General features: G+C 73.6%; 15 protein-coding genes. 8 read left to right on the forward strand and 7 right to left on the reverse strand.

Going from position 1 to position 24,585, the window contains the following annotated elements; translation table 11 throughout:
* Window positions 1–104: 104 nt before the first annotated feature.
* Window positions 105–461 (reverse strand): hotdog fold thioesterase, encoded by a 357-nt coding sequence (locus tag AB0K34_RS29020; RefSeq protein ID WP_240808137.1) that lies wholly within the window; start codon window positions 459–461, stop codon window positions 105–107.
* Window positions 462–599: 138 nt separating this feature from the next.
* Between AB0K34_RS29020 and polA the strand changes: the two genes are divergently transcribed.
* The 6 genes from polA (at window position 600) to coaE (ending at window position 9,995) form a co-directional block, all read left to right on the forward strand.
* A complete protein-coding gene (gene polA, locus AB0K34_RS29025; protein ID WP_138638854.1) occupies window positions 600–3,290 on the forward strand; it encodes a DNA polymerase I in 2,691 nt (896 codons plus the stop codon).
* A 489-nt stretch (window positions 3,291–3,779) separates the two neighbouring features.
* Entirely contained in the window at window positions 3,780–4,865 is a 1,086-nt protein-coding gene (locus tag AB0K34_RS29030) for a polysaccharide deacetylase family protein (RefSeq protein WP_364552113.1), read from the forward strand.
* 234 nt (window positions 4,866–5,099) lie between these two features.
* A complete protein-coding gene (rpsA, locus tag AB0K34_RS29035) occupies window positions 5,100–6,581 on the forward strand; it encodes a 30S ribosomal protein S1 (RefSeq protein WP_138638852.1) in 1,482 nt (493 codons plus the stop codon).
* A 259-nt stretch (window positions 6,582–6,840) separates the two neighbouring features.
* Window positions 6,841–8,799 carry an endonuclease/exonuclease/phosphatase family protein gene (locus AB0K34_RS29040; RefSeq protein WP_364552115.1) on the forward strand — a complete coding sequence of 653 codons (1,959 nt, stop codon included), beginning with the start codon at window positions 6,841–6,843 and terminating at the stop codon, window positions 8,797–8,799.
* Between the two features lie 145 nt (window positions 8,800–8,944).
* Window positions 8,945–9,379 (forward strand): GNAT family N-acetyltransferase, encoded by a 435-nt coding sequence (locus AB0K34_RS29045; RefSeq protein WP_240808521.1) that lies wholly within the window; start codon window positions 8,945–8,947, stop codon window positions 9,377–9,379.
* Between the two features lie 16 nt (window positions 9,380–9,395).
* Window positions 9,396–9,995 carry a dephospho-CoA kinase gene (coaE, locus tag AB0K34_RS29050; protein WP_138641355.1) on the forward strand — a complete coding sequence of 200 codons (600 nt, stop codon included), beginning with the start codon at window positions 9,396–9,398 and terminating at the stop codon, window positions 9,993–9,995.
* A gap of 10 nt (window positions 9,996–10,005) precedes the next feature.
* Here coaE and AB0K34_RS29055 read toward each other — a convergent pair whose 3' ends face one another.
* The gene (locus AB0K34_RS29055) at window positions 10,006–15,300 is read right to left on the reverse strand and encodes a pentapeptide repeat-containing protein (RefSeq protein WP_364552117.1); all 5,295 of its coding nucleotides are present in this window, start codon (window positions 15,298–15,300) and stop codon (window positions 10,006–10,008) included.
* Between the two features lie 203 nt (window positions 15,301–15,503).
* On the opposite strand from AB0K34_RS29055, the gene AB0K34_RS29060 reads away from it, so the two are divergent.
* Window positions 15,504–16,346, forward strand: coding sequence for a polysaccharide deacetylase family protein (locus AB0K34_RS29060; protein WP_301178057.1), 843 nt, complete (start codon window positions 15,504–15,506; stop codon window positions 16,344–16,346).
* A 150-nt stretch (window positions 16,347–16,496) separates the two neighbouring features.
* Here AB0K34_RS29060 and cutA read toward each other — a convergent pair whose 3' ends face one another.
* The 5 genes from cutA to AB0K34_RS29085 all read right to left on the reverse strand — a co-directional run bounded on the left by cutA (window position 16,497) and on the right by AB0K34_RS29085 (window position 23,648).
* Window positions 16,497–18,911, reverse strand: coding sequence for an aerobic carbon-monoxide dehydrogenase large subunit (gene cutA / locus AB0K34_RS29065; RefSeq protein WP_364552119.1), 2,415 nt, complete (start codon window positions 18,909–18,911; stop codon window positions 16,497–16,499).
* Window positions 18,912–19,412 (reverse strand): (2Fe-2S)-binding protein, encoded by a 501-nt coding sequence (locus AB0K34_RS29070; protein WP_364552121.1) that lies wholly within the window; start codon window positions 19,410–19,412, stop codon window positions 18,912–18,914. It lies immediately after the preceding gene.
* Window positions 19,412–20,293, reverse strand: a complete 882-nt coding sequence (locus tag AB0K34_RS29075; RefSeq protein WP_364552123.1) for an FAD binding domain-containing protein — start codon at window positions 20,291–20,293, stop codon at window positions 19,412–19,414. Before AB0K34_RS29075 ends, AB0K34_RS29070 begins: the two co-directional genes overlap by 1 nt.
* Before the next feature lie 3 nt (window positions 20,294–20,296).
* Entirely contained in the window at window positions 20,297–21,763 is a 1,467-nt protein-coding gene (locus AB0K34_RS29080) for a solute carrier family 23 protein (RefSeq protein ID WP_364552125.1), read from the reverse strand.
* A gap of 139 nt (window positions 21,764–21,902) precedes the next feature.
* Complete coding sequence (locus tag AB0K34_RS29085) at window positions 21,903–23,648, reverse strand: PucR family transcriptional regulator ligand-binding domain-containing protein (RefSeq protein WP_364552127.1); 1,746 nt, start codon at window positions 23,646–23,648, stop codon at window positions 21,903–21,905.
* A gap of 210 nt (window positions 23,649–23,858) precedes the next feature.
* Here AB0K34_RS29085 and AB0K34_RS29090 point away from each other — a divergent pair.
* Window positions 23,859–24,585: DUF2877 domain-containing protein (locus AB0K34_RS29090; RefSeq protein WP_364552129.1), on the forward strand; the 727-nt coding region annotated here is incomplete at its 3' end.

Below are 24,585 nucleotides of genomic sequence, written 5' to 3' on the forward strand. Positions count from 1 at the left end.
TTCCCCGGGCGCGTACGTTGTCTACTCGGTGACCCCGGGCCGCTCCGATCACGCTACCGACCCCGGGGCGCGGCCCGCAAAGAAAGCGCGGATCGCGCGGCGGATCAGGCCCTCGGCGGCGCGTCGCGCAGCATGCACGTGAGCCGCGCCGTGCAGACCCGCCGGTCCTGGTCGTCGGTGATGACGATGTCGTAGGTGGCGAGGGTGCGGCCGCCGTGCGCGCGGGTCGCGACGCCCGTCACGAACCCCTCGGTCGCGGACCGGTGGTGGGTGGCGTTGATCTCGATGCCCACGGCGACGCGTCCGGGACCGGCGTGGATCGCCGACCCCGTCGAGCCGAGCGTCTCGGCGAGCACGCAGGAGGCCCCGCCGTGCAGCAGCCCGTACGGCTGGGTGTTGCCCTTGACCGGCATCCGGCCCACGACGCGCTCCGCCGAGACCTCCAGGTACTCGACGCCCATGGCCTTGGCCAGGTCGCCGTGCCCGTCGAACCTCTCGCCGGAGTTGATCTCCGCGGCCGCTTGCTCCGGGGACATCCCACCGGTGTCAGTCACTTACGCCTCCACAAAACTGTCGTACGCGCAGACTAGAGTCCTGGTGTGGCAACGACACCAGCGACCCCTGACAAGCGTGACCGGCTTCTCCTGCTCGACGGGCACTCCCTGGCCTACCGGGCGTTCTTCGCGTTGCCCGTGGAGAACTTCTCCACCACCGACGGGCAGCCGACCAACGCCGTGTACGGCTTCACCTCGATGCTCATCAACGTCCTGCGGGACGAGCAGCCGACCCACATCGCGGTGGCGTTCGACCGGTCGGAGCCGACGTTCCGGCACGAGCAGTACGTGGAGTACAAGGCGGGGCGGCAGAAGACCCCCGACGAGTTCCGCAGCCAGGTCAGCCTGATCTTCGAGGTGCTGGACGCCCTGCGCATCCCGCGCATGTCGGTCGCCGGCTTCGAGGCCGACGACATCATCGCCACGCTGTCCGTCCAGGCCACCGAGGCGGGCATGGAGACCCTGGTCGTCACCGGCGACCGGGACGCGTTCCAGCTCGTCAACGAGCACGTCACGATCCTGTACCCGGTGCGCGGCGTGTCCGAGCTCGCCCGGATGGACCCGGCCGCCGTCGAGGCCAAGTACGGCGTCCCGCCCGAGCGCTACCGCGAGCTGGCCGCGCTGGTGGGGGAGAGCAGCGACAACCTGCCCGGCGTCCCCGGCGTCGGCCCGAAGACCGCCGCGAAGTGGCTGACCAAGTACGGCGACCTCGACACCCTCGTCGCCCGCGTCGACGAGATCAAGGGCAAGGCGGGCGACAACCTGCGCGAGCACCTCGCCGGGGTGCTGCGCAACCAGCAGATCAACAAGCTCGACACCGGCGTCGGCCTGGAGCTGATGCCGCCGCAGCTGTCCATGGGCCAGTGGGACCGCGAGGAGATCCACACCCTGTTCGACTCGCTGCAGTTCCGCGTCCTGCGCGAGCGCCTGTACGCGTCGCTGTCGGCGGCCGAGCCCGAGGCCGACGAGGGCTTCGAGGTCGACCTGGACGCGCTCGAACCCGGCGCGCTCGGCGCCTGGCTGGACGCCAACGCGGGCGACCGCCTCGGCGTCGCCGTCACCGGCAGCTGGGGCCGCGGCACCGGCGAGATCACCGCGCTGGCGCTGGCGTCCAAGAAGGGGCCGGCGGTCCACCTCGACCCGGCCGAGCTGATCGAGGACGACGAGCGCGCCCTCGCCGCCTACCTCGCCGACCCGGCGCGGCCCAAGGCCGTCCACGAGGCCAAGGGCCCGATGCTGGCGCTCGCCGCGCGCGGCATGTCCCTCGCCGGCGTCACCAGCGACACCGCGCTCGCCGCCTACCTCGCGCTCCCCGGCCAGCGGACGTTCGACCTCGCCGACCTCGTCCTGCGCTACCTGCACCGCGAGCTGCGCAGCGAAACCGAGGACTCGGGGCAGCTCACCCTGGACGGCTCCGGCGAGGAGGAGGCGGCCGAGGCCCTCGCGGTCCGCGCGCGCGCCGTCACCGAACTGGCCGACATCCTCGACAAGGACCTCGAGAAGCGCGGCGCCACCCGCCTCCTCCACGAGGTGGAACTGCCCCTCGTGGGCGTCCTGGCCGACATGGAGCGCGCGGGCATCGCCGTCGACGCCGACCACCTCGCGCACCTGTCGGCGTCCCTCGGCGGGCAGGTCAAGGAGCAGGAGCAGCTCGCCCACAACGCCGTCGGCCACGACTTCAACCTCGGCTCGCCCAAGCAGGTCCAGCAGGTCCTGTTCGACGAGCTGAACCTGCCCAAGACCAAGCGCACCAAGACCGGCTACACCACCGACTCCGAGGCCCTCACGACCCTCCTGGAGAAGGACGGCCACCCCGTCCTGGAGCACATCCTGCGCTGGCGCGAGGTCGCCAAGCTCAAGAGCATCGTCGACTCCCTCATCCCGATGCTCGACGACGCCGGGCGCATCCACACCACCTACAACCAGATGATCGCCGCGACGGGCCGGCTGTCGTCCACCGACCCGAACCTGCAGAACATCCCGATCCGCACCGCCGAGGGCCGCCAGATCCGCGAGGCGTTCGTCGTCGGCGAGGGCTACGAGTCCCTCCTCACCGCCGACTACTCCCAGATCGAGCTGCGCATCATGGCGCACCTCTCCGAGGACGACGCGCTCCTGGAGGCGTTCGGCTCCGGCGCCGACTTCCACACCATCACCGCGTCCCGCGTCTTCGGCCTCCCGCCCGAGCAGATCGACTCCGAGCTGCGCGCCCGCATCAAGGCCATGAACTACGGCCTCGCCTACGGCCTGTCCGCCTACGGCCTCTCCCAGCAGCTGCGGATCTCCCCCGACGAGGCCCGCGGCCTCATGGAGGAGTACTTCGAGCAGTTCGGCGGCGTCCGCGACTACCTCCGCGACATCGTCGCCAAGGCCCGCCAGGACGGCTACACCGAGACCATCCTCGGCCGCCGCCGCTACCTGCCCGACCTCAACTCCGACAACCGGCAGCGCCGCGAGATGGCCGAGCGCATGGCCCTGAACGCCCCCATCCAGGGCTCCGCCGCCGACATCATCAAGGTCGCGAGCCTCAACGTCGACCGCGCCCTCCGCGACGCCGGCCTCACCTCCCGCATGCTCCTCCAGGTCCACGACGAACTCGTCTTCGAGGTCGCCGCCGGAGAGCTCGACACCCTCAAGACCCTCGTCAGCACCGAGATGGCCGGCGCCTACGAGCTGCGCGCCCCCCTGAGCATCTCCATGGGCACCGGCCGAACCTGGCAGGACGCTGCGCATTAGTTTTTTGTTTTGTCCTTGGCGGTCGGGCCCTGGGGGCCCTCCCTTCGGCGGACAAAACGTGCGATTGCTGCATCGCTTCGGCTCGCCTTGCGGCTCGCTGCGCGATCAGGTTCTCGCTTCGCTTGAACCTGCCTTCGGACGCAATCGCGAGGGTTCGGGTCGTCGCGGGGCTGAGGTTGCGGCCGGGGTCGTCGCTGTAGTGGGTTGCGATGGTCTTGGGTGGCTCGCCTTGCGGCTCGCTAGGTGAAGGCGTTCTTGCTTTGCTCGACCTGCCTTGCGTCGCGGTCGTGGGGTTGTCGTGGGGATTGGGTTACGGGCGTTCCGGCGTGTCTTGAGGGAAGTGTGGGTGGGGGCGGAGCGTCTGTAGGGATCATGCGGGTACGCCAGTGGGTGTCCTAGATGTCCGGGGGGTCGTACGCTGTCCCCCTGGTCCTGTTCGGTCGCACCGGCGGGGGTATCGTGCCGCTCCTTCACAAGATCGCTGGGGTTGTGATCATCTGCGCCGTCGTGCTCGGGCTGACGCTGCCCGGGACGCGCGGACGGGAGAAGGGGGAGACCGCCGAGCGGGCCGGGGCGAAGTCCTCGGTGACGCCCACGGCCAAGGCCGCCGGCGTCAGCGTGGCTCCTTCGGCGGGGGGCTCGGCGTCCCCGTCGGTCTCGGTGTCCGCGCCCATTCCCGCGGCGGCGCCGGGGGCGGTGGCGGCGAAGGCGAACGAGCTGGGGCAGGTGCCGGTGATCATGTACCACCGGATCCTGAAGAAGCCCGAGCTGTCGCTGGACCGGTCGACCAAGGAGCTGTACGACGAGCTGACGACGCTGGCGAAGGGCGGCTACTACCCGATCACGGCGGCCGAGTTCGTCGGCGGGCGGTTCAACGTGCCGGCGGGCAGGCACCCGGTGGTGCTGACGTTCGACGACAGCACGCCGGGGCACTTCGGGCTCGACGCCGCGGGCAACCCCAAGCCGGACACGGCGGTCGCGATCATCGAGCAGGTGGCGCGGGAGAACCCGGGGTTCCGTCCCGTGGCGACGTTCTACCTGAACAAGGACCTGTTCGGGATGGACCCGGTGCAGGCGGGCGCCGGGCTGAAGTGGCTGCAGCAGCGCGGGTTCGAGCTCGGCAACCACACCGTGACGCACCCGAACCTGGCCGGGATGTCGGAGAAGGGGGTGCGCAAGGAGATCGGCGGGATGGAGGACGAGATCCTCAAGCTCACCGGCGCGCACACGACGACGTTCGCCTACCCGTTCGGGTCCGTCCCGAAGAAGGAGACCTGGGCGGAGAAGGAGGGCGGCAGGTACGCCTTCCAGGGCATGTTCCTCGCCGGGTGGCGGCCGGCGATGTCGCCGTTCGACGGCGAGTTCGACCGGTGGAAGATCGACCGGGTGCGTTCCGAGGGCAAGATCAAGGAGAACGACTGCACCAAGTACTGCTCGACGGCGTGGCTGGAGTACCTGGACAAGCACCCCGACGAGCGGTACACCTCGGACGGCGACCCGAACACCGTGACGTTTCCGAAGGCCGCCGAGGACCGGATCGCCAAGCAGTACCGGGCCCGTGCGCGGACGTACTGATCATCGCCGCCCCGGGCGGATTGACCACGCGAGATTGGTCCCATATCCTGATCGCTGCGCTGTGGGCCTGCGCGCGCTTCGGACGGAGCAGGCTCGCGCTCGGTCAGGTCGGCGACAACGGTTCGGTTCACTGACGCGGTCTCCGCGTCCGATTCCGGTCTTCGGCAGGGCGGATAACGGCCCTCCGCGCACAACCCATACGACTTCCATGTCCGTACCGGAGCCAGCCGACACATGACGAGCAGCACCGAGGCCACCTCGACCACCCCGCAGGTAGCGGTCAACGACATCGGGTCCGAGGAAGCCTTCCTCGCGGCGATCGATGAGACCATCAAGTACTTCAACGACGGCGACATTGTCGAGGGCACTGTCGTCAAGGTCGATCGTGACGAGGTCCTCCTCGACATCGGCTACAAGACCGAGGGCGTCATCCCCTCGCGCGAGCTGTCCATCAAGCACGACGTCGACCCCAACGAGGTCGTCACCGTCGGCGACCACGTCGAGGCCCTCGTCCTCCAGAAGGAGGACAAGGAGGGCCGGCTGATCCTGTCCAAGAAGCGCGCCCAGTACGAGCGCGCCTGGGGCACGATCGAGAAGATCAAGGACGAGGACGGCATCGTCACCGGCACGGTCATCGAGGTCGTCAAGGGCGGCCTCATCCTCGACATCGGCCTGCGCGGCTTCCTGCCCGCGTCGCTGGTCGAGATGCGCCGCGTCCGCGACCTGCAGCCCTACGTCGGCCGCGAGCTCGAGGCCAAGATCATCGAGCTGGACAAGAACCGCAACAACGTGGTCCTGTCCCGCCGCGCCTGGCTGGAGCAGACGCAGAGCGAGGTCCGCCAGACCTTCCTCAACACCCTGCAGAAGGGCCAGGTCCGCAAGGGCGTCGTGTCGTCGATCGTCAACTTCGGCGCGTTCGTCGACCTCGGCGGGGTCGACGGCCTGGTGCACGTCTCCGAGCTGTCCTGGAAGCACATCGACCACCCGTCCGAGGTCGTCGAGGTCGGCCAGGAGGTCACGGTCGAGGTCCTGGACGTCGACATGGAGCGCGAGCGCGTCTCCCTGTCGCTCAAGGCGACCCAGGAAGACCCGTGGCAGCAGTTCGCCCGCACCCACCAGATCGGCCAGGTCGTGCCGGGCCGCGTCACCAAGCTGGTGCCGTTCGGCGCGTTCGTCCGGGTCGAGGAGGGCATCGAGGGCCTGGTGCACATCTCCGAGCTGGCCGAGCGCCACGTGGAGATCCCCGAGCAGGTCGTCCAGGTCGGCGACGAGATCTTCGTGAAGATCATCGACATCGACCTCGACCGGCGCCGCATCAGCCTCTCGCTGAAGCAGGCCAACGAGGGCGCCGCCAGCATGGAGGAAGAGGACTTCGACCCCACGCTGTACGGCATGCCGGCCGAGTACGACGAGCAGGGGAACTACAAGTACCCCGAGGGCTTCGACGCCGAGACCGGCGAGTGGCTGGAGGGCTTCGACGAGCAGCGGGAGACCTGGGAGCGGCAGTACGCCGAGGCCCGCACCCGCTTCGACGCCCACCGCAAGCAGATCGAAGAGGCCCGCAAGGCCGAGGCGGAGGCCGACACCGCGCCCGCGGGCGGCGGTGGCGGCGAGACCTCCTACTCCGGCGGCGGCGAGAGCGAGTCCGGCGGTGGCGCCCTCGCCACCGACGAGGCGCTCGCCGCGCTGCGGGAGAAGCTCTCCGGCGGCCAGTGAGCCGCGTCCCCTTCCCCGGGTCCGCCCGGGGAAGGGGAGATCGATGACGACGCGCTGACCGCTCGCGCGCGCCGTCCATGCCGTGCCGCCCTCGCGGCCCGGACGGACGGCCGGTGAACAACACGAACACGGCCGGAGAACGATCTTCTGGATCGGCCTCCGGCCGTGCTTCGGTTGCGTCACGATGGCGGGTGGGCCGCGTCCCCGACGCCTCGCCCCTGCACCGAAGGTCCGCTCGTCCCCGGGAGCACTCGTTCAATTGGCCAGGACAGACGCCGACGCCCGCGCCAGGACCGGCGGCCCCGCCGCGGCCGGCCCCCCGATCGTCCCGCAGGGCCCCGCCCGGCTCGCGCTGATCGCGGTCACGGTCGCGGTCCTCGCCCAGACCCTGCGGTTCGCGCTGCCGCAGCTCGACCACTTCGCCGACCGGGCCGGCAACGCCGTCGCCGGCGGCGGCGTGCTGCTGCTGTTCCTCGCCGGGTTCGCCGCGCCGCTGGTGCGCCGCGCCGCGGGCCCGCGCGGGCTGCTGCTCACCGGCGTCGGCGGGCTGCTGGCGGTGCGCCTGCTCGCCCAGGCCATCGACCCGCGGACCTGGCTGGCGCTCGCCGGCACCGCGATCGGGATGGTGGCCGTCGCGGCGCTGTTCGAGGGCGCCCGCGGCCTGTCCGGGGTCGGCTTCGCCACCGCGGCCGTCGCCGGCCTCGCCATCGACGGCGCCGTGCGGATGTGCTTCGCCACCTGGGACCCGGTGTGGCGGGACGGCGTCGGCCCCTGGCTGGCGTGCCTGGCGTTCGTCGGCGTCGGCGCCGCCGCGCTCTACCGCGAGCTGGCGTCCGGGCCGATCGCCCCGCCCGGGGTGTCCTGGCGGGACGCGCTGGGCGCCGCGGCGTTCGGGCCGTTCCTCGCGGTGCAGGTCCTCGTCCTCGCCAGCCCCGCGTTCGTCGCGTCGTCCGGCTGGCTGTCGCTGACCGCCGCGCACGTCACGATCGTCGCCGGGCAGGGGCTCGCGCTCGCGTTCCTCGCCTCCGGCCTCGCCGTGCGGGCGGTGCCGGGCGGCGTGTGCGTGCTCGGCGGGACGCTCCTCGGCGTCGGCGCGGGCGCGGTGGCCGGGACGTACGCGGTCGCCGGCATCGAGGTCGTCCCCGTCGTGATCGTCGGGCAGGTGCTGGCGGCGTGGCTGCTGGCGGTGGCGGTCCGCGCGCCGCTGCGCCGCGCCGGGACCGGCGGCCCCGTCCGGCGGATCGACGCCGGCGCGGCCCTCGGCGGCCTGCTGATCGCCGTGGTGCTGATCCCGTACCAGGTCAGCGCCGTGTCGCCGCTGCCGTTCCCGAACAACCTGCTGCCCGGCCTCGCCGGGATCCTGCTCGGCGCGCTCGCGGCGTTCGCGGCGGCGCGCGGCGGCCCGCTGCCGGCCCGCGCCCCGCTGCGCGCGCTCACCGCCGGGGGCGCGGCCCTGCTGCTGCTCATCGGCACCGCGGTGTTCACCGTCGCGGCGCCGGACGGCAAGGCCCCGCCGGCGGCCGCGAACGGCCAGGTGCGGGTGCTGAGCTACAACATCCACGACGCGGTCGACCAGTCCGGGCGCCTCGACCCCGAGGGCATCGCCCGGGTCATCGAGGGGCAGCGGGCCCAGGTCGTCCTGCTGCAGGAGGCCGGGCGCGGGGCGCTGACGTCCGGCACCACCGACGTCGGCGTGTGGCTGTCGCGGCGGCTCGGCATGAAGCTGATCTGGGGCCCGGCCGCCGACGGGCAGTTCGGCAACGCGATCCTGACCTCGCTGCCGGTGCGCAAGTCCGGGAGCGGGCGGATGTCGCGCGGCGACTGGTCGCAGATCCGCGGCTACGTGTGGGCGCGGCTCGCCGTCGGGAAGGCCACGATGGACGTGTGGTCGACGCACCTGGAGGGCGGCGACGACCAGGCCGACGAGCGGTCCCGGGAGATCGCGGCGCTGCTGCGGGCCTGGGGCGGGGCGCCCCGCACGATCATCGGCGGCGACTTCCAGACCGACGCGGGCAGCCCGGAGCTGGCCGCGCTGACCGACGGCACCGACCTGCGCAGCGCCGCGCTCGGCGGCCAGGCCTACCCGACCCGGCCGGACGGCTCCACCCACGACTGGATCTTCGGGTCGGACGGGGTCCTCGTCACCGACTACGAGGTGCCGAAGTCCGACGCCTCCGACCACTACCCGGTCGCGGTGACCGTCCGGATCGGGCGGTGACCCGCCCCCGGCGTCCCCGCGCCGCTAGGGTCTGGACATGAGCGCGGCGAACCGGGAGGCGGGGGTCGCCCCCACAGGGAGCAGGCCCGTGAGCGAGTCGGCGGTCGCGATCGAGCGGGCGGGCCCGGACGACGCCGGGGAGCTGATGACCGTCCAGCGCGCCGCGTACGTGGCGGAGGCGCAGCTGTACGGCGACCCGTTCCTGCCGCCGCTGGTCGAGTCGGTCGAGCAGCTGCGCAAGGTCCTCGCGGGGGACGCGGTGGTGCTGAAGGCGGTGCTCGGCGGCCGCGTCGTCGGCGCGGTCCGCGCCCAGTTCAGCGACCACACGTGCCTGGTGGGGCGGCTCGTCGTCGTCCCCGACCTGCAGGGCCGCGGCATCGGGCGCCGCCTCATGGCGGAGCTGGAGGGCGAGGTCGCCGGCCGGGTGGACGCCTGCGTGCTGTTCACCGGCCACCTCAGCGACGCGAACCTGCGGCTGTACCGGCGGCTCGGCTACAGCGAGACGCACCGCGAGCGCGTCGCCGCGCACCTCACGCTGGTGCACATGCGCAAACCCCTCGTTCCCGTCGAAACCGGCTAGCCATTAGGGTGAGCCCGTGCTGAAAGTGGGACTCACCGGCGGGATCGGCTCGGGCAAGAGCGAGGTGTCCGCGCTGCTGGACGGGCACGGCGCGGTGGTCATCGACGCCGACAAGATCGCCCGGGAGGTCGTGGAGCCGGGCACCCCGGGCCTCGCCGCCGTCGTGGCGGAGTTCGGCGAGGACGTGCTGCTGCCGTCCGGCGGCCTCGACCGCGAGAAGGTCGGCCGCATCGTGTTCGCCGACCCCGAGCGGCTCGCCGCGCTGAACGCGATCGTCCATCCCCTCGTCGGGGAGCGCATGCAGGAGCTGATGGACGCCGCCCCCGCCGACGCCGTCGTCGTGTACGACGTCCCGCTGCTGGCGGAGAACGGCCTGGCCCCCATGTACGACGAGGTCGTCGTGGTGGACGCCCCCGAGGAGACGCAGCTCGACCGCCTGACGTCGCGCCGCGGCATGACGGAGGAGGACGCCCGCGCCCGCATGGCCGCCCAGGCGTCCCGCGCCGACCGCCGCGCCGTCGCCACCCACATCATCGACAACTCCGGCACCCTGGACGACCTGAAGGCCCAGGTGGACGCCCTCTGGAAGACCCTCACCCACCGCACCGCCCCCTGACGCCGCGCTCTTAGAAGGGGGCGTCGAGGGGGAGGCGGTGGACCTCGGGGAGGTAGGGGTCCAGTTCGCCGGGCTCGAAGCGGCACATTCCCACGGCGTACCAGAATTCGGCGGTGGCGTTGCCCTCCCACTTGTAGCGGCCGTCGGGGGCCAGGGCGGCCCAGCCCTCGGCCAGGCCGAGGAGGGTCGCGTGGCGCGCGGGGGCGTCGCGGTCGGTGACGTCCCAGAGGATGATGGCGCCGTCGTCGCCGGCGGTGGCGAGGAGTGTGCCGTCGGGGCTGAACGCCGCCGACCAGATGCGGCGGGTGTGGCCGGTGAGGGCGTGCAGGAGGCGCCCGGTGGACGGGTCCCAGAGGCGCACCACCATGTCGTCGCCCGCGGTGGCGAGCATCGTCCCGGACGGGTGGAACGCGGCCGTCCACAGGCGCCCTGCGTGGTCGGTGAGGGTGTGGAGGGTCTCGCCGGTGGAGGAGTCCCAGAGCCGGGCGGTGCCGTCGTTGCTGGCGCTGGCGAGGACGTCGCCCGACGGTGAGAACGCCACCCGGTAGACGCGGTCGGTGTGGCCGCGCAGGGCGGCGGTGAGCTCGCCGGTGCGGGGGTGCCACAGCCGGACGGCGCCGTCGTCGCAGCCGGTGGCGAGGAGCGCGCCGCCCGGGTGGAAGTCGATGGAGCGGACGCGGCCCCGGTGGTCGGCGAGGTTGACGGTCTCGCGGCCGGTCGTCCAGTACCAGAGGCGGACGGTGTCGTCGTCGTTGGCGGTGGCGAGGACGTCCCCGGCGGGCGCGAACGCCTGCGCCCACACGTGGTCGGTCTCGACGTTCAGCTCCCGCTCGAAGGTGCCGGTGCCGGCCTGCCACAGGTGGACGCCGCCGTCGTTGGTGGCGGTGGCGAGCTGGGAGTCGCGGGTGCTGAACGCGGCGGAGGTGAGGTTGTCGGCGACGCCGCGCAATTCGCGGATCATCCGGCCGGAGCGCGGCTCCCAGAGGCGGACGAGGCCGTCGTTGCCGCTGGAGGCGAGCATGCCGCCGTCCGGGCTGAACGCGACGCCGGTGACGCGCCGGCCGTGGCCGCGCAGCACGACGCGGCACTGCCCGGTCTCGGCGTCCCACAGCCGGGCGGTGCCGTCGTTGCTGCTGGTGGCGAGCTGGGCGCCGTCGGGGCGGAACGCGAACGGCCATACGGCGCCGCGGTGCCCGGCGAGTTCGAGGCGCTGCCGCCCGGTCGCGGGGTCCCACAGGCGGACGGAGCCGGCGCTGTCGGCGGTGGCGAGGCGGCCGCCGTCGGGGCTGAACGTCGCCTGGTAGATGCCGCCGCCGTGGCCGGACAGGACGGCGCGCTGCCGCCCGCCCGACCAGAGGCGGACGGACCCGTCGGTGTCGCCGGTGACGAGGAGGTCGCCGCCGGGGTGGAAGGCGATGGCGTAGACGCGGCCGGTGTGGCCGAGGAGCTCCTGGCCGATCTCGCCGGTGCGGATGTCCCAGAGCCGGACGACGCCGGCCTCGTCGCCCGCGGCGAGGAGGGAGCCGTCGGGGTGGAACACGGCGCGGAACACCGCGCCGCTGTGGCCGGTCAGCTCGCGCCGGAGCGCGCCGGTGGCGAGGTCCCAGACGCGCAGCGTGCCGCCCGCGTCGCCGGTGACCATGAGGGACCCGGCGGGGTCGAACACGGCGGTGTAGACGGGCGCGGTGTGCCCGGCCAGCTCGTGGAGCAGGGCGCCGGTGGCGGTGTCCCAGACGCGGATGGTGCCGCCTGCGTCGCCCGCGGCGAGGAGGTCGGCGCCCGAGGGGGCGCGCCCGCCGAGGACGACCGGCCACACGCCGTCGGGGTGGACGGGCAGGGTGTGCGCGGTGTGCCCGGTGGCGAGGTCCCAGATGCGGACGGTGCCGTCGGCCGAGCCGCTCGCCAGGAGGTCGCCGCCGGAGTCGAACACCACCGCGTAGGCGCGGTCGGTGTGGCCCTGGAGCGTGCGCAGGGGCGTGCCGGTGACGGCGTCGCACACCAGGACGCCGCCGTCCTCGCTGCCCACGGCCACGACGGACCCGCCGGGGCTGTAGGCGAGCGGCTGCGGGAGGCGGCTGGTGGCGAAGTGGAACCCGTAGGGGACGCCGACCGCGGGCGGCGCGATCTGGATGTCGATGGGGCGGCCGGGGGCGATCGCGGCCTCGCGCAGCTCGGGCGCGGCGGCGATCCGGTCGGGCAGGACGGCGTCGACGAGGGCGGCGCGGGTCCAGCGGCTGCCGTCGACGGCGGCGTCGCGCAGGTCGGCGCGGGCGAGCCGGGCCCGGGACAGGTCGGCGCCGCGCAGGTCGGCGCCGGTGAGCCGCGCCTCGTCCAGCCGGGCCCCGGCGAGGGAGGCGTCCCGCAGGACCGCCCGCGACAGGTTCGCGCCGACGAGCTGCGCGTCGGTGAGGTCGGCGCCGGTGAGGTCGACCTCTTGCAGGTCGCGGTAGGACAGGTCCTCGCCCTGGAGGCGCGCGCCCCGCAGGTCGGTGCGCGCCGGGGTGCGCAGCCGCGTGGTGACGCGGATGGCGTTGGCGCGGGCGATGTCGCCGGCGCCGGGGTCGGCGAGGACGCCGGCCGCCCACTCCTGGCAGGCGCGGGGGTCGGCGAGGTCGCACAGGAAGTCGACGGTGAGCTGGGTCATGGCGCGGCGGCCGAGCGCGGCGGGCGCGGTGCCCGCCGCGCCGGCGGCGAACTCGGCGGCGATGTGGCGGGCGACGAGCCACTCCATCACCGAGGCGTGGATGAACCCGAACAGGCCGTCGTCGGTGCGGACGAGCAGGCTGCCGGCGCCGACGGCGTGCGTGACCTGGTGCGGCGACATCCGGCCGCCGGCGAGGCCGGTGAGCGCGTCGGCGACGTCGGCCAGCTCGGCGAGGCTGAGGAACTGCTCGTTGCCCTCCCACAGCCGCAGCGCGAGGGTGCCCACGGCGCGCCACATGTCGTCGGTCTTCAGCCCGGACGGGCCGCCGGCGCCGCCGACCCGGTCGGCCTCGTAGGCCAGCCAGGACGACAGGATCTCGTCGTAGAGGTCGGCGGGGGAGACCGCGCGGCGGGCCTGCGCGACCGCGCGCAGCCGGTCCTCGGGGAGGTCGGCGATGAACGAGAGCATCCGCGGGTTGGCGGTGAGGGCGAGGAGCTCCTCGATGCCCGCGAGCAGCGTCAGCCGCGCCTCGGCGGCGCCCTCGTCGCCGTACCGGTTCACCAGGTAGGAGCGGACCTGCGGGGGCGCGAACTCCTCCAGGCCGAGGACGCGCCGGTGCGGCAGCACGCCGACCTTCTCGCCGAGGGCCGTCAGCACCTGCGCCTGCGACTTGAAGTGCTGGGTGCGGCTCGCCACGACGATCTTGGCCTTGTCCTGGGCGGCCTGCAGCAGCGTGTCGAGGTGGTCGGCTGCCCGGTCGTAGGTCATCCGCGTCACCAGCTCGTCGAACCCGTCGAAGAGCAGCACGATGCGGCCCTGCCGGAGCATGTAGTGGAACGCCTTGAGGTCGATCAGCTCCTCGCCGTGGTTGGCGAGGTGCGCGGCGACCAGGCCGTCCACCGAGTGGGCCTTGTCGAGGGCGCGCAGCTCGATGAGGATCGGGATGACGTGCGGCAGCTCCTCGGGGATGCGGCGGGCCAGCTCGCGCAGCGCGAACGTCTTGCCGCGCCCGAAGTCGCCCAGCAGCAGCAGGAAGCGGCCGTGGTCGGCGGCGAGCAGCCGCAGCATCTCGCCGACGACGTCGTCGCGGACGTCCCCGGCCAGGCGCGCCCCCTCGCCGGGCGTCTGGAAGCGGTCGAGTTCGCGGAAGCGCTGCGGGACGTACAGCGACGGCGGGTACACCCCGTCGCCGGACAGCCGCCGCGTCTGCGCGGCGACGTACTCCGACAGGTCGAGCAGGCCCTGGAACTCGGTGAGGCTGCGCACCCGGATGCCGCGCCGCAGCGCGTCGTCGCGCAGCGACCGGGACGGCGCGGGCCCCTGGTACACCAGTTCCGAGCCGTGGTCGGCGCCGTCGGCGTGCACGTGCCGGGCGAAGGCGTCCACATCGGCCTCGGTCACCTGCCCGACGTGGGCGCCGATGCGGTACTGCCGGACGAAGCCGTCCTCCATGTGGGTGAGCAGCAGGTGGGGCGGGTCGGTGCGGCCCTCCTCGCGCGCGGGCGGGACGATCCGCCGGATGGTGGCGCGCTCGAACCGGGTCTCGCACGCCTCCGTCAGCCGGTCGAGGAGCCGTGCCGTGGGGTCGTGGACGGGTTCGGCGGCGCCGTTCCCCACCGGGCCCAGTTCGGGGGCGGGAGGGGCGGGCGGTGTCTCCGCGCGCGGCGGGGGGAACGTTCCCGCGACGCCCTCCCACGACCGTTCGAGCCGTTCCGGGCCGCGCTGGGCGGCGCGTTCGGGGATCCACCGCTCCATGCCGTCGCGGGTCAGGACGACGGTCTGGTGCCGTCCGGGGCCGAGCGCCGGGACGGACGGGGCGCCGCCGCCGAGCAGCGGGACGGCGCCGAGCTCCGACTCCGTCCCCTGGAAGAACACGTTGACGTGGCCGCCGAGGAGCGTCTCCACCGTGTCGGGGTCGCGCAGCGCCCCGGGCTCGCCGGCGATGGGCGTGTGCTCCACCGCGCCCAGGCGCAGCCACCCCTCGCCCTCGAAGTGCCGCAGCCGCTCGTTGAACCAGGCGGCCTGGGCCTGGCCGACCCGGCCGTAGCGGTCCTCCTCGCGGTGGGTCTGCGGCAGGGTCGAGTTGAGGCCGGCGACCACGACCCGCAGGTCCGGGACGGGGAACAGCGTCCACGGCTGCGCGCTGTCGAAGATCAGCGCGTCGATGCCCTGGTAGAACTCCTTGAACAGGCCCGCGTAGTGGCGCCATTTCGGCCAGTACGGCGGCTGCGGCTCGATGTCGTCGGCCTCGCAGCTGGAGAAGTACGCCTGGCACGCGGCGCGGGTGACGTCGTGGGTGCCCGGCACGATCACGACGCGCTGCGCCTCCAGGCCGAGCAGCGCCCGCAGGCTGGTCAGGAACGACAGCGCCTCGGCGAACTCCCGGCGGCTGCCCGAGTGGGTGAGGTTGCCGGTGACGACGAGCAGGTCGGGGCGCGGCACGCCGGCGTCGGCCAGCCGGGTCACGTCGCTCCAGATGCGCACGTAGGTGCCCTGGATGGACGCGACGCCCGCGGTGACCGTCATCCGGTACGTGCCGGGGCCCGTCTCCTCCAGGGAGCGGCACCCCGGGATCGTGCGGGCGAGGACGGCCGGGTCCTGGAGGGCGTCCCAGACGCGGTCGAGCGGCGCGGCGACGCCGGCACTGCCGTTCAGCTGCATGTCCCGACTGTAGAGAACGCGGCGGCGGCGCCGAACGGCAACATCTGCCGAGTACACGCCGACGATTGGGCAATGCACCCTGACGGGCCCCGGAAATGATCGGATATGTCCGGCAGGTTCCGGTCGGGTGCGAACCCCGGCCGTTCGCCGCGCGTCAACCGACGCGACATCCACCACCCCCCACTGAACGGAGTACGCGGCCGATGCGAGGGAAGACGCCCGTGATCGCCATGGTGGCCGCCGGAGTGCTCGGCGCGGCCGCGGGCGGATGGCCCGTCGTCACCGCGCAGGCCGGCGACTCCGGACCGTCCACCCGGTCGCAGCTCGCCGCGGTCCTCGGCGACCAGCGGTGGCCGACGCCGAAGCCCGGCAGCTGGACGATGCCGAAGCCGGCCGCCAACGGCCTGCCGGCGGTCATCAGCCGCATCGAGACGCAGGAGCGCGTCGTCTTCCTCACCATCGACGACGGCTACACCTACGACTCGGAGTTCGTGAACCTCGTCCGCAAGGAGAAGGTTCCGATCATGACGTTCCTGACCTCCACCTACATCAAGGGGCAGGGCCAGTACTTCTGGGCGATGCGCAACGCCGGGTCGCCGATGGAGAACCACACGATCAGCCACCCCAACATGGCGACGCTCGGCGCCGAGGCGCAGAAGAAGGAGATCTGCGGCGCGTCCGACGCCATCCAGGCGCAGTACGGCCGCCGGCCCGAGGTCTTCCGGCCGCCGTTCGGCAGCTACAACCAGACCACGCTGCAGGTCGCCAAGCAGTGCGGCATCAAGTCGGTGCTGCTGTGGTCCGCGGAGTTCTACAACGGGACGACCGGCCCCGGCGTCGGGTTCAACGGGTTCGCGCGCGGCGACGGCGGCAAGGGGTTCAAGCCGGGCGACATCATCCTGATGCACTACCGCAAGGGCCTCGCCCAGGAGTTCCAGATGATCCTCGGCTGGATCAAGCAGGCCGGGTTCCGGCCCGCGGCCGTGGAGAACTACCTGCCGAAGTCGCTCGGCGGGAACGTCGCCGAGACCCCCGCCCGCGGCTGATCCCCGGCTGCTGATTTCCGACCTTCCCGGAGGAATCCCGGTTACGGCGAGGGCCCAGGGGGTCCTTGACTAGGGTCAACTCGCTGGCGGGGCCGAGGTCCCCCGCTTCCCGAGCCGGTCCCGCCAGCATCAGCCGTCCCCGGGGCGGCGTCAGCCCGCCCGCACGCCCTCGCGGACGCGCAGCGACGCGTCGCCCTCGGCGCGCCGCCGCAGCGCGTAGAGGGCGTCCGGGGAGAGCGGCATCGCGTCCACGCGGACGCCCTCCGCGTCCTCCACCGCCGACGCGATCACCGCCGACACCGGGATGACGCCCGCCTCCCCCGCGCCCTTGATGCCGAGCGGGTTCAGCGGCGACGGCGTCTCCAGATGGTCGGTCTCGATGCGCGGGATCTCCGTCGCGTACGGCATCAGGAAGTCCATGAACGACGCGTTCAGCAGCTGCCCCGACTCGTCGTAGACCATCCGCTCGTACAGCGCCCCGCCGATGCCCTGCGCGACGCCGCCGTGGATCTGCCCCTCGACCACCATCGGGTTGATGAGCCGCCCGCAGTCGTGCACGACCGCGTACCGCAGGATCGCGATCTCGGCGGTGTCCGGATCGACCTCCACCACGGCCGCGTGCGCGCCGGCCGCGAACGTCGACCGGACGGGCGAGTAGTAGTCGCGCCCCTCCAGCCCCGGCTCGTCCCCGGCCGCGACCGGCGGCTCGGTGACCGGGCCGCCCACCGCGAACTGCGTCGCCGCCGCGGCCTCCGCGTCGAAGGCGTACCGCAGCGGGTTCGACAGCACCGCGACCGTCCGCAGCGGGACCGACGCCGACCGGTCGCCCCGCACGTGCACGACCCCGTCGGTGATGTCGAGGTCGCGCGGGTCGGCCTCCAGGGCCTCCCCCGCGATGCGCAGCGCCTTCCCGCGGACCTTCCGGCAGGCCAGCGCGATCGCGTTGCCGCTCATCACCGCCGCGCGGGACGCGAACGTCCCGACCGCGTACCCGAACCGCCGGGTGTCGCCGGTGGTGACGTGCACGTCCTCGATGGGGACGCCCAGCTCGGCGGCGGCGATCTGCGCGAACACCGTCTCGTGGCCCTGCCCCTGCGAGGTGAGGCCGGTCGACACGTGCACCCGCCCGGCGGTGTCGATCTCGACGTGGCCGCCCTCGTACGGGCCGACGCCCGTCCCCTCGACGTAGACGCCGAGGCCGATGCCGACCCGGCGGCCCCGGGCCGCGGCGGCGGCGCGCTCCCGCTCGAAGCCGTCCCAGCCGATCAGGTCGCGCGCCTTGCGGAGCAGCTCGGGGTAGTCGCCCGAGTCGTAGACGAGCGGGCGCCCGTCCTGGAAGGTGAGGCCCTGGTCGTAGGGGAACTCGTCGGGCTGGATGAAGTTCGCGGCGCGCACGTCGGCCCTGTCGCGGCCGAGGTGGCGGGCGATGCGGTCCATCGTCCGCTCCATGCAGAACACGCCCTGCGGGCGGCCAGCGCCCCGGTACGGGGTGACGATCAGCGTGTTGGTGTAGAGGCTGACGACCTCCGCCCGGTAGGCGCCGATCTTGTACGGGCCGAGGAGCTGGGTGGAGGTGACGATCGGGATGATGATCCCGTACGGGGTGTAGGCGCCGTGGTCGTGCCGGATCCGCACGTCGAGGCCGAGGACGCGGCCGTCGCCGTCGAACCCGACCCGCACGTCCTGGAGCTGGCCGCGCTCGTGCGCGGCGGACACGAAGTGCTCCCGCCGGTCCTCGGTCCACTTGATCTCGCGGTCCAGCAGCCGCGCCGCCCACGGGACGAGGACCTCCTCCGGCCACGGGTGGACGATCTTCACGCCGAACCCGCCGCCGACGTCCGGCGCGACCACCTCGACCTTGCCGTTCGGCAGCCCGAGCCGCGCGGCGATCGCGGCGCGGACGCTGGTGGACGCCTGCGTGGACGAGTACACGCGCAGCGATCCGTCGTCGGCGTCCCACCGCGCGTAGACGCCGCGCCCCTCCAGCGGCATGGACGCGCTGCGCTCGATGGCGAGGCCGAACTCCAGCACGTGCGGCGCGGCGTCGATCGCGGCGCGGGCGTCGCCGTTCTCCTGGACGAGGACGGCCCCGACGTTGCCCGGCACGTCGTCGTGCACGAGGTGGTCGGCGCGGGTCGCCGCCTCGATGCCGACGACGGCGGGCAGCGGCTCGTACTCGACGCGGATGCGCTCGGCGGCGTCCTCGGCGAGGTACCGGTCGCGGGCGACGACCATGGCGACGGGCTCGCCGACGTGCCGGACGACGTCGCGCGCGAGCGGGTACCCGGTGCGGCCGTGCGTCAGCGCGGGGTGCGGGATGAGCAGCGGCAGCGGCTCGCCGATCCGGCCCGGCAGGTCCTCCCAGGTGTAGACGGCGACGAGGCCGTCCACGTCGAGCGCGCCGGACACGTCGATGTCGGTGATGCGGGCGTGCGCGTGCGGCGACCGGACGAACGCCGCCGCGAGCGCGTTCCGGCCGAGGTCGTCGAGGTAGCGGCCCTGGCCCGTGGTGAGCCGGGCGTCCTCGCGCCGCTCGACCCGTTCACCGAACACGCGCGTGCCCATTCACGACTCCCCTTCTTCGGCGGACGGAGCGAGCAGCTCGGCGGCGCGGTGCACCGACTTGACGATGTTCTGGTAGCCGGTGCAGCGGCACAGGTTCCCCGAGATCCCTTCGAGGACCTGCTCCTCGGTCGGGCGCGGCGTCTCCCGCAGCAGCGCCGTGACCGTGCAGAGGAAGCCGGGCGTGCAGAAGCCGCACTGCAGGCCGTGGCATTCGCGGAAGGCGCGCTGCACCGGCGACGGCGTGCCGTCCTCGGCGGCGAGGCCCTCGACGGTGGTGACCTCGTGCCCGGCGGCGGTGACGGCGAACATCAGGCACGACCGCACCGGCTCCCCGTCCAGCAGGACGGTGCAGCAGCCGCAGACGCCGTGCTCGCAGCCGACGTGCGTGCCGGTGAGCCCGAGGTCGTGCCGCAGCAGGTCCGACAGCAGCCGCCGGGCCGGGACGCTGGCCGTGCGGTACGTGCCGTTGACGGTCAGCGCGACGTCGAAGCGCTCCTCCATCAGTCCCCCGCCTTCCGCGGCGCCTCCGCCTTCAGCAATGCCTCGGACGCCGCCGCGCGCAGCGCCCGCTCGGTGAGCACGCCGGTCAGGTGCCGCCGGTAGTCGGCGCCGGCGTGGATGTCGGGTTCCGGGTCGATCCGGTCGCGGACGTGCGCGGCGGCGGCCGCCCAGTCGCCGTCCGGCCCGGCCGCGCCGGTCAGGTCGAACACCAGCGGTGTCGCCGCGATACCGAGGTACCCGGCGCGGGCCGCGGCGACACGCAGGTCCCCGTCGAGGGTGACGACGGCGGCGACCCCGGCGAGCGCGTAGTCGCCGTGGCGCCGCGCCGTCTCGGTGAACGCGGTGCCCGTGCGGGGCGGCGCCGCCGGGAAGAACGCGGAGACGGCCAGCTCGCCCGGTGCCAGCGCCGACTCCAGCGGGCCGGCGAAGAACCCGGCGGCGGGGATGGTCCGGCGCCCCGCCGCCGACACCGCCTCGACCGTCCCGCCGAGGACGGCGAGCACGGCGGGCAGCTCGGCGGCGGGGTCGGCGTGCGCGAGGCTGCCGACGACCGTGCCCCGGTTGCGGATCACGGGGTGCGCGACGTGGCGGAGCGCCTGCCCGAGCAGCGGCTGGACGGCCGCCGCCTCCGCCGACCGCTCCACCCGCGCGTGCCGGGCGAGCGCGCCGACCCGGACGCCGCCGTCCTCCGCCCGCAGGGTGTCGAGCTCGGCGATCCGGTTGATGTCGACCAGGTCGGACGGCGCGGCGAGCCTCATGTTCAGCAGCGGGATGAGGCTCTGGCCGCCCGCGAGGACCTTGCCGCCCGGCGCGGCGGCCAGCGCGTCCAGGGCCTCGGCGACCGTGCCGGGCGCGTGGTAGCCGAACGGCGGCGGCTTCACGTGTCAGCCCGCGTCCGTGTTCGGGGCCGGCGTGTTCGGGGCCGGGCGGACCGGGCCGCCGATCTCCTTCTCCGCGGGCGCGATGACGCCGCCGCCCGAGTCGTCCGGTCTGCGCAGCACGTTGAGGACGTGGTACCCGACCAGGACGGCGATCGTGCCGAGCGCGATGCCCTGGAGCGGGAAGTCGTCGGTGATCTGCAGCGTCACGTTCCCGATCGCCAGGATGATCGCGGCGGCGACCGGGACGAGGTTGACCGGGTCGGCGAAGTCGACCCGGTTCTCGATCCAGATCTTCGCGCCGAGCAGCCCGATCATCCCGTACAGCACGACGGTGATGCCGCCGAGGACGCCGCCCGGCGTCGCGGCGACGAGCGCGCCGAACTTGGGGCACAGCCCGAACAGCACCGCCACGATCGCGGCGACGTAGTAGGCGGCCGTCGAGTAGATCCGGGTCGCGGCCATGACGCCGATGTTCTCGGCGTAGGTGGTGGTGGGCGAGCCGCCGACCGCGCTGGCGAGGGTGGTGCCGATGCCGTCCGCGGTGATCGCGCGGCCGAGGACGGGGTTCAGGTCGTCGCCGGTCATCGCCGACACCGCCTTGACGTGCCCGGTGTTCTCCGCGATCAGCGCGATGACCGCGGGCAGCGCCAGCAGGATCGCGGAGGTCTTGAAGTCGGGGCCGTGCAGGCTCGGGAACCCGAACCAGTCGGCGGCCTTCACGCCCGAGAAGTCGACCCGCTCGTGCGGGAACGCGGTCGCGACGCAGTACGGGCCCTCCGCAGGGCACGCCTTGCCCGCCCCGTCCAGCAGGTTCTGCCCGGGAAGGACTGACGTGACCATGCCGGCGGTCTTGTCGAGAATCCACGAAAGGGCGTACCCGAACACGAGCGCCAGCAGGATCGTGATCCGCGCCCAGAACCCGCGCAGCAGCACCGCGGCCAGGACGGCGAACCCCAGCGTCGCGAGCGCGACCCACTGGTCCTGCGGCCAGTAGACGGTGGCGACCACCGGGGCCAGGTTGAAGCCGATCAGCATGACCACGGCGCCCGTCACCACCGGCGGGAACACCCGGTGGATGACCTCGCCGCCGGCGAAGTGGATCAGCACGCCGATCAGTGCGAGCACCGCGCCCGCGACGAGGATCGCGCCGGTCACGGTCGCGCTGTCGCCGCCCGCCGCGCGGATCGCCGCGACCGCGCCGACGAACGAGGCGCTCGTGCCGAGGTAGCTCGGCACCCGGCCGCCGACGATCAGCAGGAACAGCACCGTCGCGACCCCGGACATCATGATCGCGAGGTTGGGGTCCAGCCCCATCACCACGGGGAACACGAACGTGGCGCCGAACATCGCCACCACGTGCTGCGCGCCGATGCCGGCGGTCCGCGGCCACGACAGCCGCTCGTCCGGCCGGACGACCTCCCCGGGCGGCGGCGTGCGTCCGTCGCCGTGCAGCTTCCAGCCGATCACCATGCGGGGTTCCTCCTGCTCAGCCGAGCGCGTTCATGCGGGCAAGGTAGATCTACCCTGACAGGCGGGCATCGGCGACTTCTGCCAAACCCCGCCGCGCCGATTGAGAGGACCGGCCGGTGTGCGCCCCGGTGCACTACGCTCAGATACCGCGCATGCGCAGAACGTGCAGAGCGAGGGTGAGGTTGAGCCGCAGATGCGCGTCCTCCGTGAACGCCCCGAGCATCCGCTCCAGCTTGCCGATGCGGTACCGCAGCGTGTTGTAGTGGAAGTGCAGCCGGCGCGCCGTCTCGGCGACGTTGAGGTTGGTCTCCAGCAGCACCTGCAGCGTCCTGCGCAGGTCCACCAGCTCCGGCTCGTCGTCGGCGGCGAGGTCGCCGAGCGTCTCGCGGACGAACGCGTGCAGCTCGTCCGGGTCCGACACGAGGCTGAGCAGCCGGTACACGCCGAGCTGGTCGAAGTGCGCCCGCGCGCCCGCGCCGTTCAGCTGGCGGCCGACCCGGACGGCCTTCACCGCCTGCTCGTACGCCTCCGGCAGCGCCGCCGGGGACGCCACCGTCCGGCTGATGCCGGTGGAGAACGTCCGCCGCACCGGCAGGTGCTCGGCGAAGATCGACGAAGCCTCCTTCACCATCGCCTGCACCGGCCCGGCCGCCCATTCGGCGGGGTCGCCGCCGTCCGCGCCGACGACCGCGACGACCTCGTGCGCGAAGCTCGCGACCGCGGCGCCCTTGTCGTGCCTGCGGACGGCCGTCGTCCACGCGGCGGCGAGCCGCTCCTGCGCGGAGCGCTCCTCCGCGCCGCGGCCCCGGCCCTCCGGCTCGGCGGCCTTCGCGCGGCCCTTGCCCTCGGGCTCGGCGCCGCGCGGGCGGCCGTCCAGCTCGGCCACGACCACCATCATCGGGCGGTCCAGGTCCCAGCCGAACCCGCCGCAGTGCGCGACGACCCGGGCGTCCTCGCCGGCCCGCCCGGCGAGGATGTCGCGCAGGAAGTCGGCGCGGTACTTGCTCTCCACCGCCGCGACCGCCTGCTGCTTGGTCACCACCAGCGCCGCGACGGTCGCGGCGCGCTCCAGGATGCCGAGGTCGGTGCCGCGCAGCGTGCCGCCGGGGCTGAAAGCGACGATCCGGCCGTGGTCGAAGCCGCCGGCCATCACCGGCACCACCAGGTGGTCGCCGGTGCCGTGCGCGCCGATGACGCCGCAGCCGCCGCGCCCGCAGGCGGCGTGCCGGCCCGCGTCGAACGCGCGCATCGCCTGGACGTGCTCGTCGGGCCCGGCGCCGGCGAGCACCCGCTGCTCGCCGTCCAGCACCACGACCGCCACGTCCAGCAGGGTCGCGACCTCGTCCACGACCTCCTGGAGGCCGCCGCCGCACAGCACGATCTGCACGAGCGCCCGGTGCACCTCCTCGGTGCGGGCGAGCACGGCCGCCTGCCGGTTCAGGATGTCGGTCAGGACCTGGTTCAGGATGTCGTCGAAGCCGACGTCGTTGGGGAGCAGGATCAGGGGGAAGCCGCGCCGGTCCGCCTGCGCGATCATCTCGGCGGGAAGGGAGTCGAGGTAGCGGCCCAGCTTGATGGCCAGGGCCGCGAGGCCGCGCTCGTCGAGGTCGGCGACCAGGTTGTCGAGCGACTGGGGGGTGTTGCGGAGGGGGTAGCCGGTGGTGAGGAGCAGCTCGTTCGGTTTGACCCACGACAGGATGTCGGGGACCTCCATCACGTTGAGCCGCTGGACGACGCGGTCGAGGCCGGCACGGCCGGCGATGAGGCGGGCGCCGTTGAGGGTGCTGACGCCGAGGACCTCGCCCACCGACAGGCCGTAGGTCAGTGTTCCGGTACTCGCGAGCCGCAGGGCCGGTGGGCCCGGATCGGCTGTGGTGTAGCTCATGCCAGGGGTCACCTCGCTTTTGGTGCGTACATCGTCCGTGACGACGTGATCGCTACCGGTTCCTGATCAAAAATGACAACAAAGACGAACGATGACAACCATCCTTGGCAGCTTTCTCCATACGACCGCCGCGGGGGCCGTTCTACCGTCGTCGCGAGGCCGGGCCGCCCGCGCGCCGGGCGGCCGCCGACACCGGCCTCGGGAGGATCCGTGACCGCCCTCGTCCGCGACCCCATCCCGCTCCCGGCCGGACCCCGGCGGCGGCCGCCCGCCGCCGGCGCCGCGAGCCTCGCGCTGCGCCCGCTGCTGGACCCGCCGCGCCGCGCGGCCCGCGTCATCGCCGTGTTCCCCTCGGCGGTGTACCTGGAGATGCGGGGCGGCCCCGAGCCGCGCGTGCTCGCCGTCGTCACCTCCGACGCCGGGCGTCTGCCGAACGCGGTGGTCGTCGTCGCGACGCGCCGCGAGCACCCGTTCCGGTCGGTCCGCGAGGGCGGGGACGCCCTCGTCGGCGAGGGCCGGGTGGAGGCGGACGGGCTGAGCGTGCGCGTCCGCCGCTGGTGGGACCCCTCGCCCGCGCTCGCGGTGCCGCACCCGGCCGCGCTCGCCCGCGGCGTCCGCGCGCTGGAGGCGGAGCTGGCCGCGGCCGGCGTGCTCGCCGCCGGCGAGCCGGTGCGCGGCGGCCTGGACGGGCATCCCGACCCCGGCGCGCTCGCGGCCGCGTGCGCGGCCGGCGACCTCGCGGGCGCGGTGGAGGCGGCCGAGCGGATCGTCGGCCTCGGGCCGGGGCTGACGCCGTCCGGCGACGACATCCTGTGCGGCGTGCTGGTCTCGCTGCGGCTGGTCGGCGGCGCCGTCCGGCACGGCGACGCGGCCGTGCGGCTGGCCGACTGGCTCGGCGCCGCCGTCACCGCCGACGCCGGCACCCGCACGACCGCGC

Origin of the sequence: Actinomadura sp. NPDC049382 (assembly GCF_040677125.1) — a bacterium.
Lineage (GTDB): Bacteria > Actinomycetota > Actinomycetes > Streptosporangiales > Streptosporangiaceae > Spirillospora > Spirillospora geliboluensis.

Excerpts from the sequence above, each read along its gene's own strand:
- AB0K34_RS29020 (WP_240808137.1), bottom strand. The coding sequence starts at position 461 with ATGGGCGTCGAGTACCTGGAGGTCTCGGCGGAGCGCGTCGTGGGCCGG.
- rpsA (WP_138638852.1), top strand. The coding sequence starts at position 5,100 with ATGACGAGCAGCACCGAGGCCACCTCGACCACCCCGCAGGTAGCGGTC.
- AB0K34_RS29045 (WP_240808521.1), top strand. The coding sequence starts at position 8,945 with ATGACCGTCCAGCGCGCCGCGTACGTGGCGGAGGCGCAGCTGTACGGC.
- AB0K34_RS29055 (WP_364552117.1), bottom strand. The coding sequence starts at position 15,300 with ATGCAGCTGAACGGCAGTGCCGGCGTCGCCGCGCCGCTCGACCGCGTC.
- AB0K34_RS29060 (WP_301178057.1), top strand. The coding sequence starts at position 15,504 with ATGCGAGGGAAGACGCCCGTGATCGCCATGGTGGCCGCCGGAGTGCTC.
- cutA (WP_364552119.1), bottom strand. The coding sequence starts at position 18,911 with ATGGGCACGCGCGTGTTCGGTGAACGGGTCGAGCGGCGCGAGGACGCC.
- AB0K34_RS29070 (WP_364552121.1), bottom strand. The coding sequence starts at position 19,412 with ATGGAGGAGCGCTTCGACGTCGCGCTGACCGTCAACGGCACGTACCGC.
- AB0K34_RS29080 (WP_364552125.1), bottom strand. The coding sequence starts at position 21,763 with ATGGTGATCGGCTGGAAGCTGCACGGCGACGGACGCACGCCGCCGCCC.
- AB0K34_RS29085 (WP_364552127.1), bottom strand. The coding sequence starts at position 23,648 with ATGAGCTACACCACAGCCGATCCGGGCCCACCGGCCCTGCGGCTCGCG.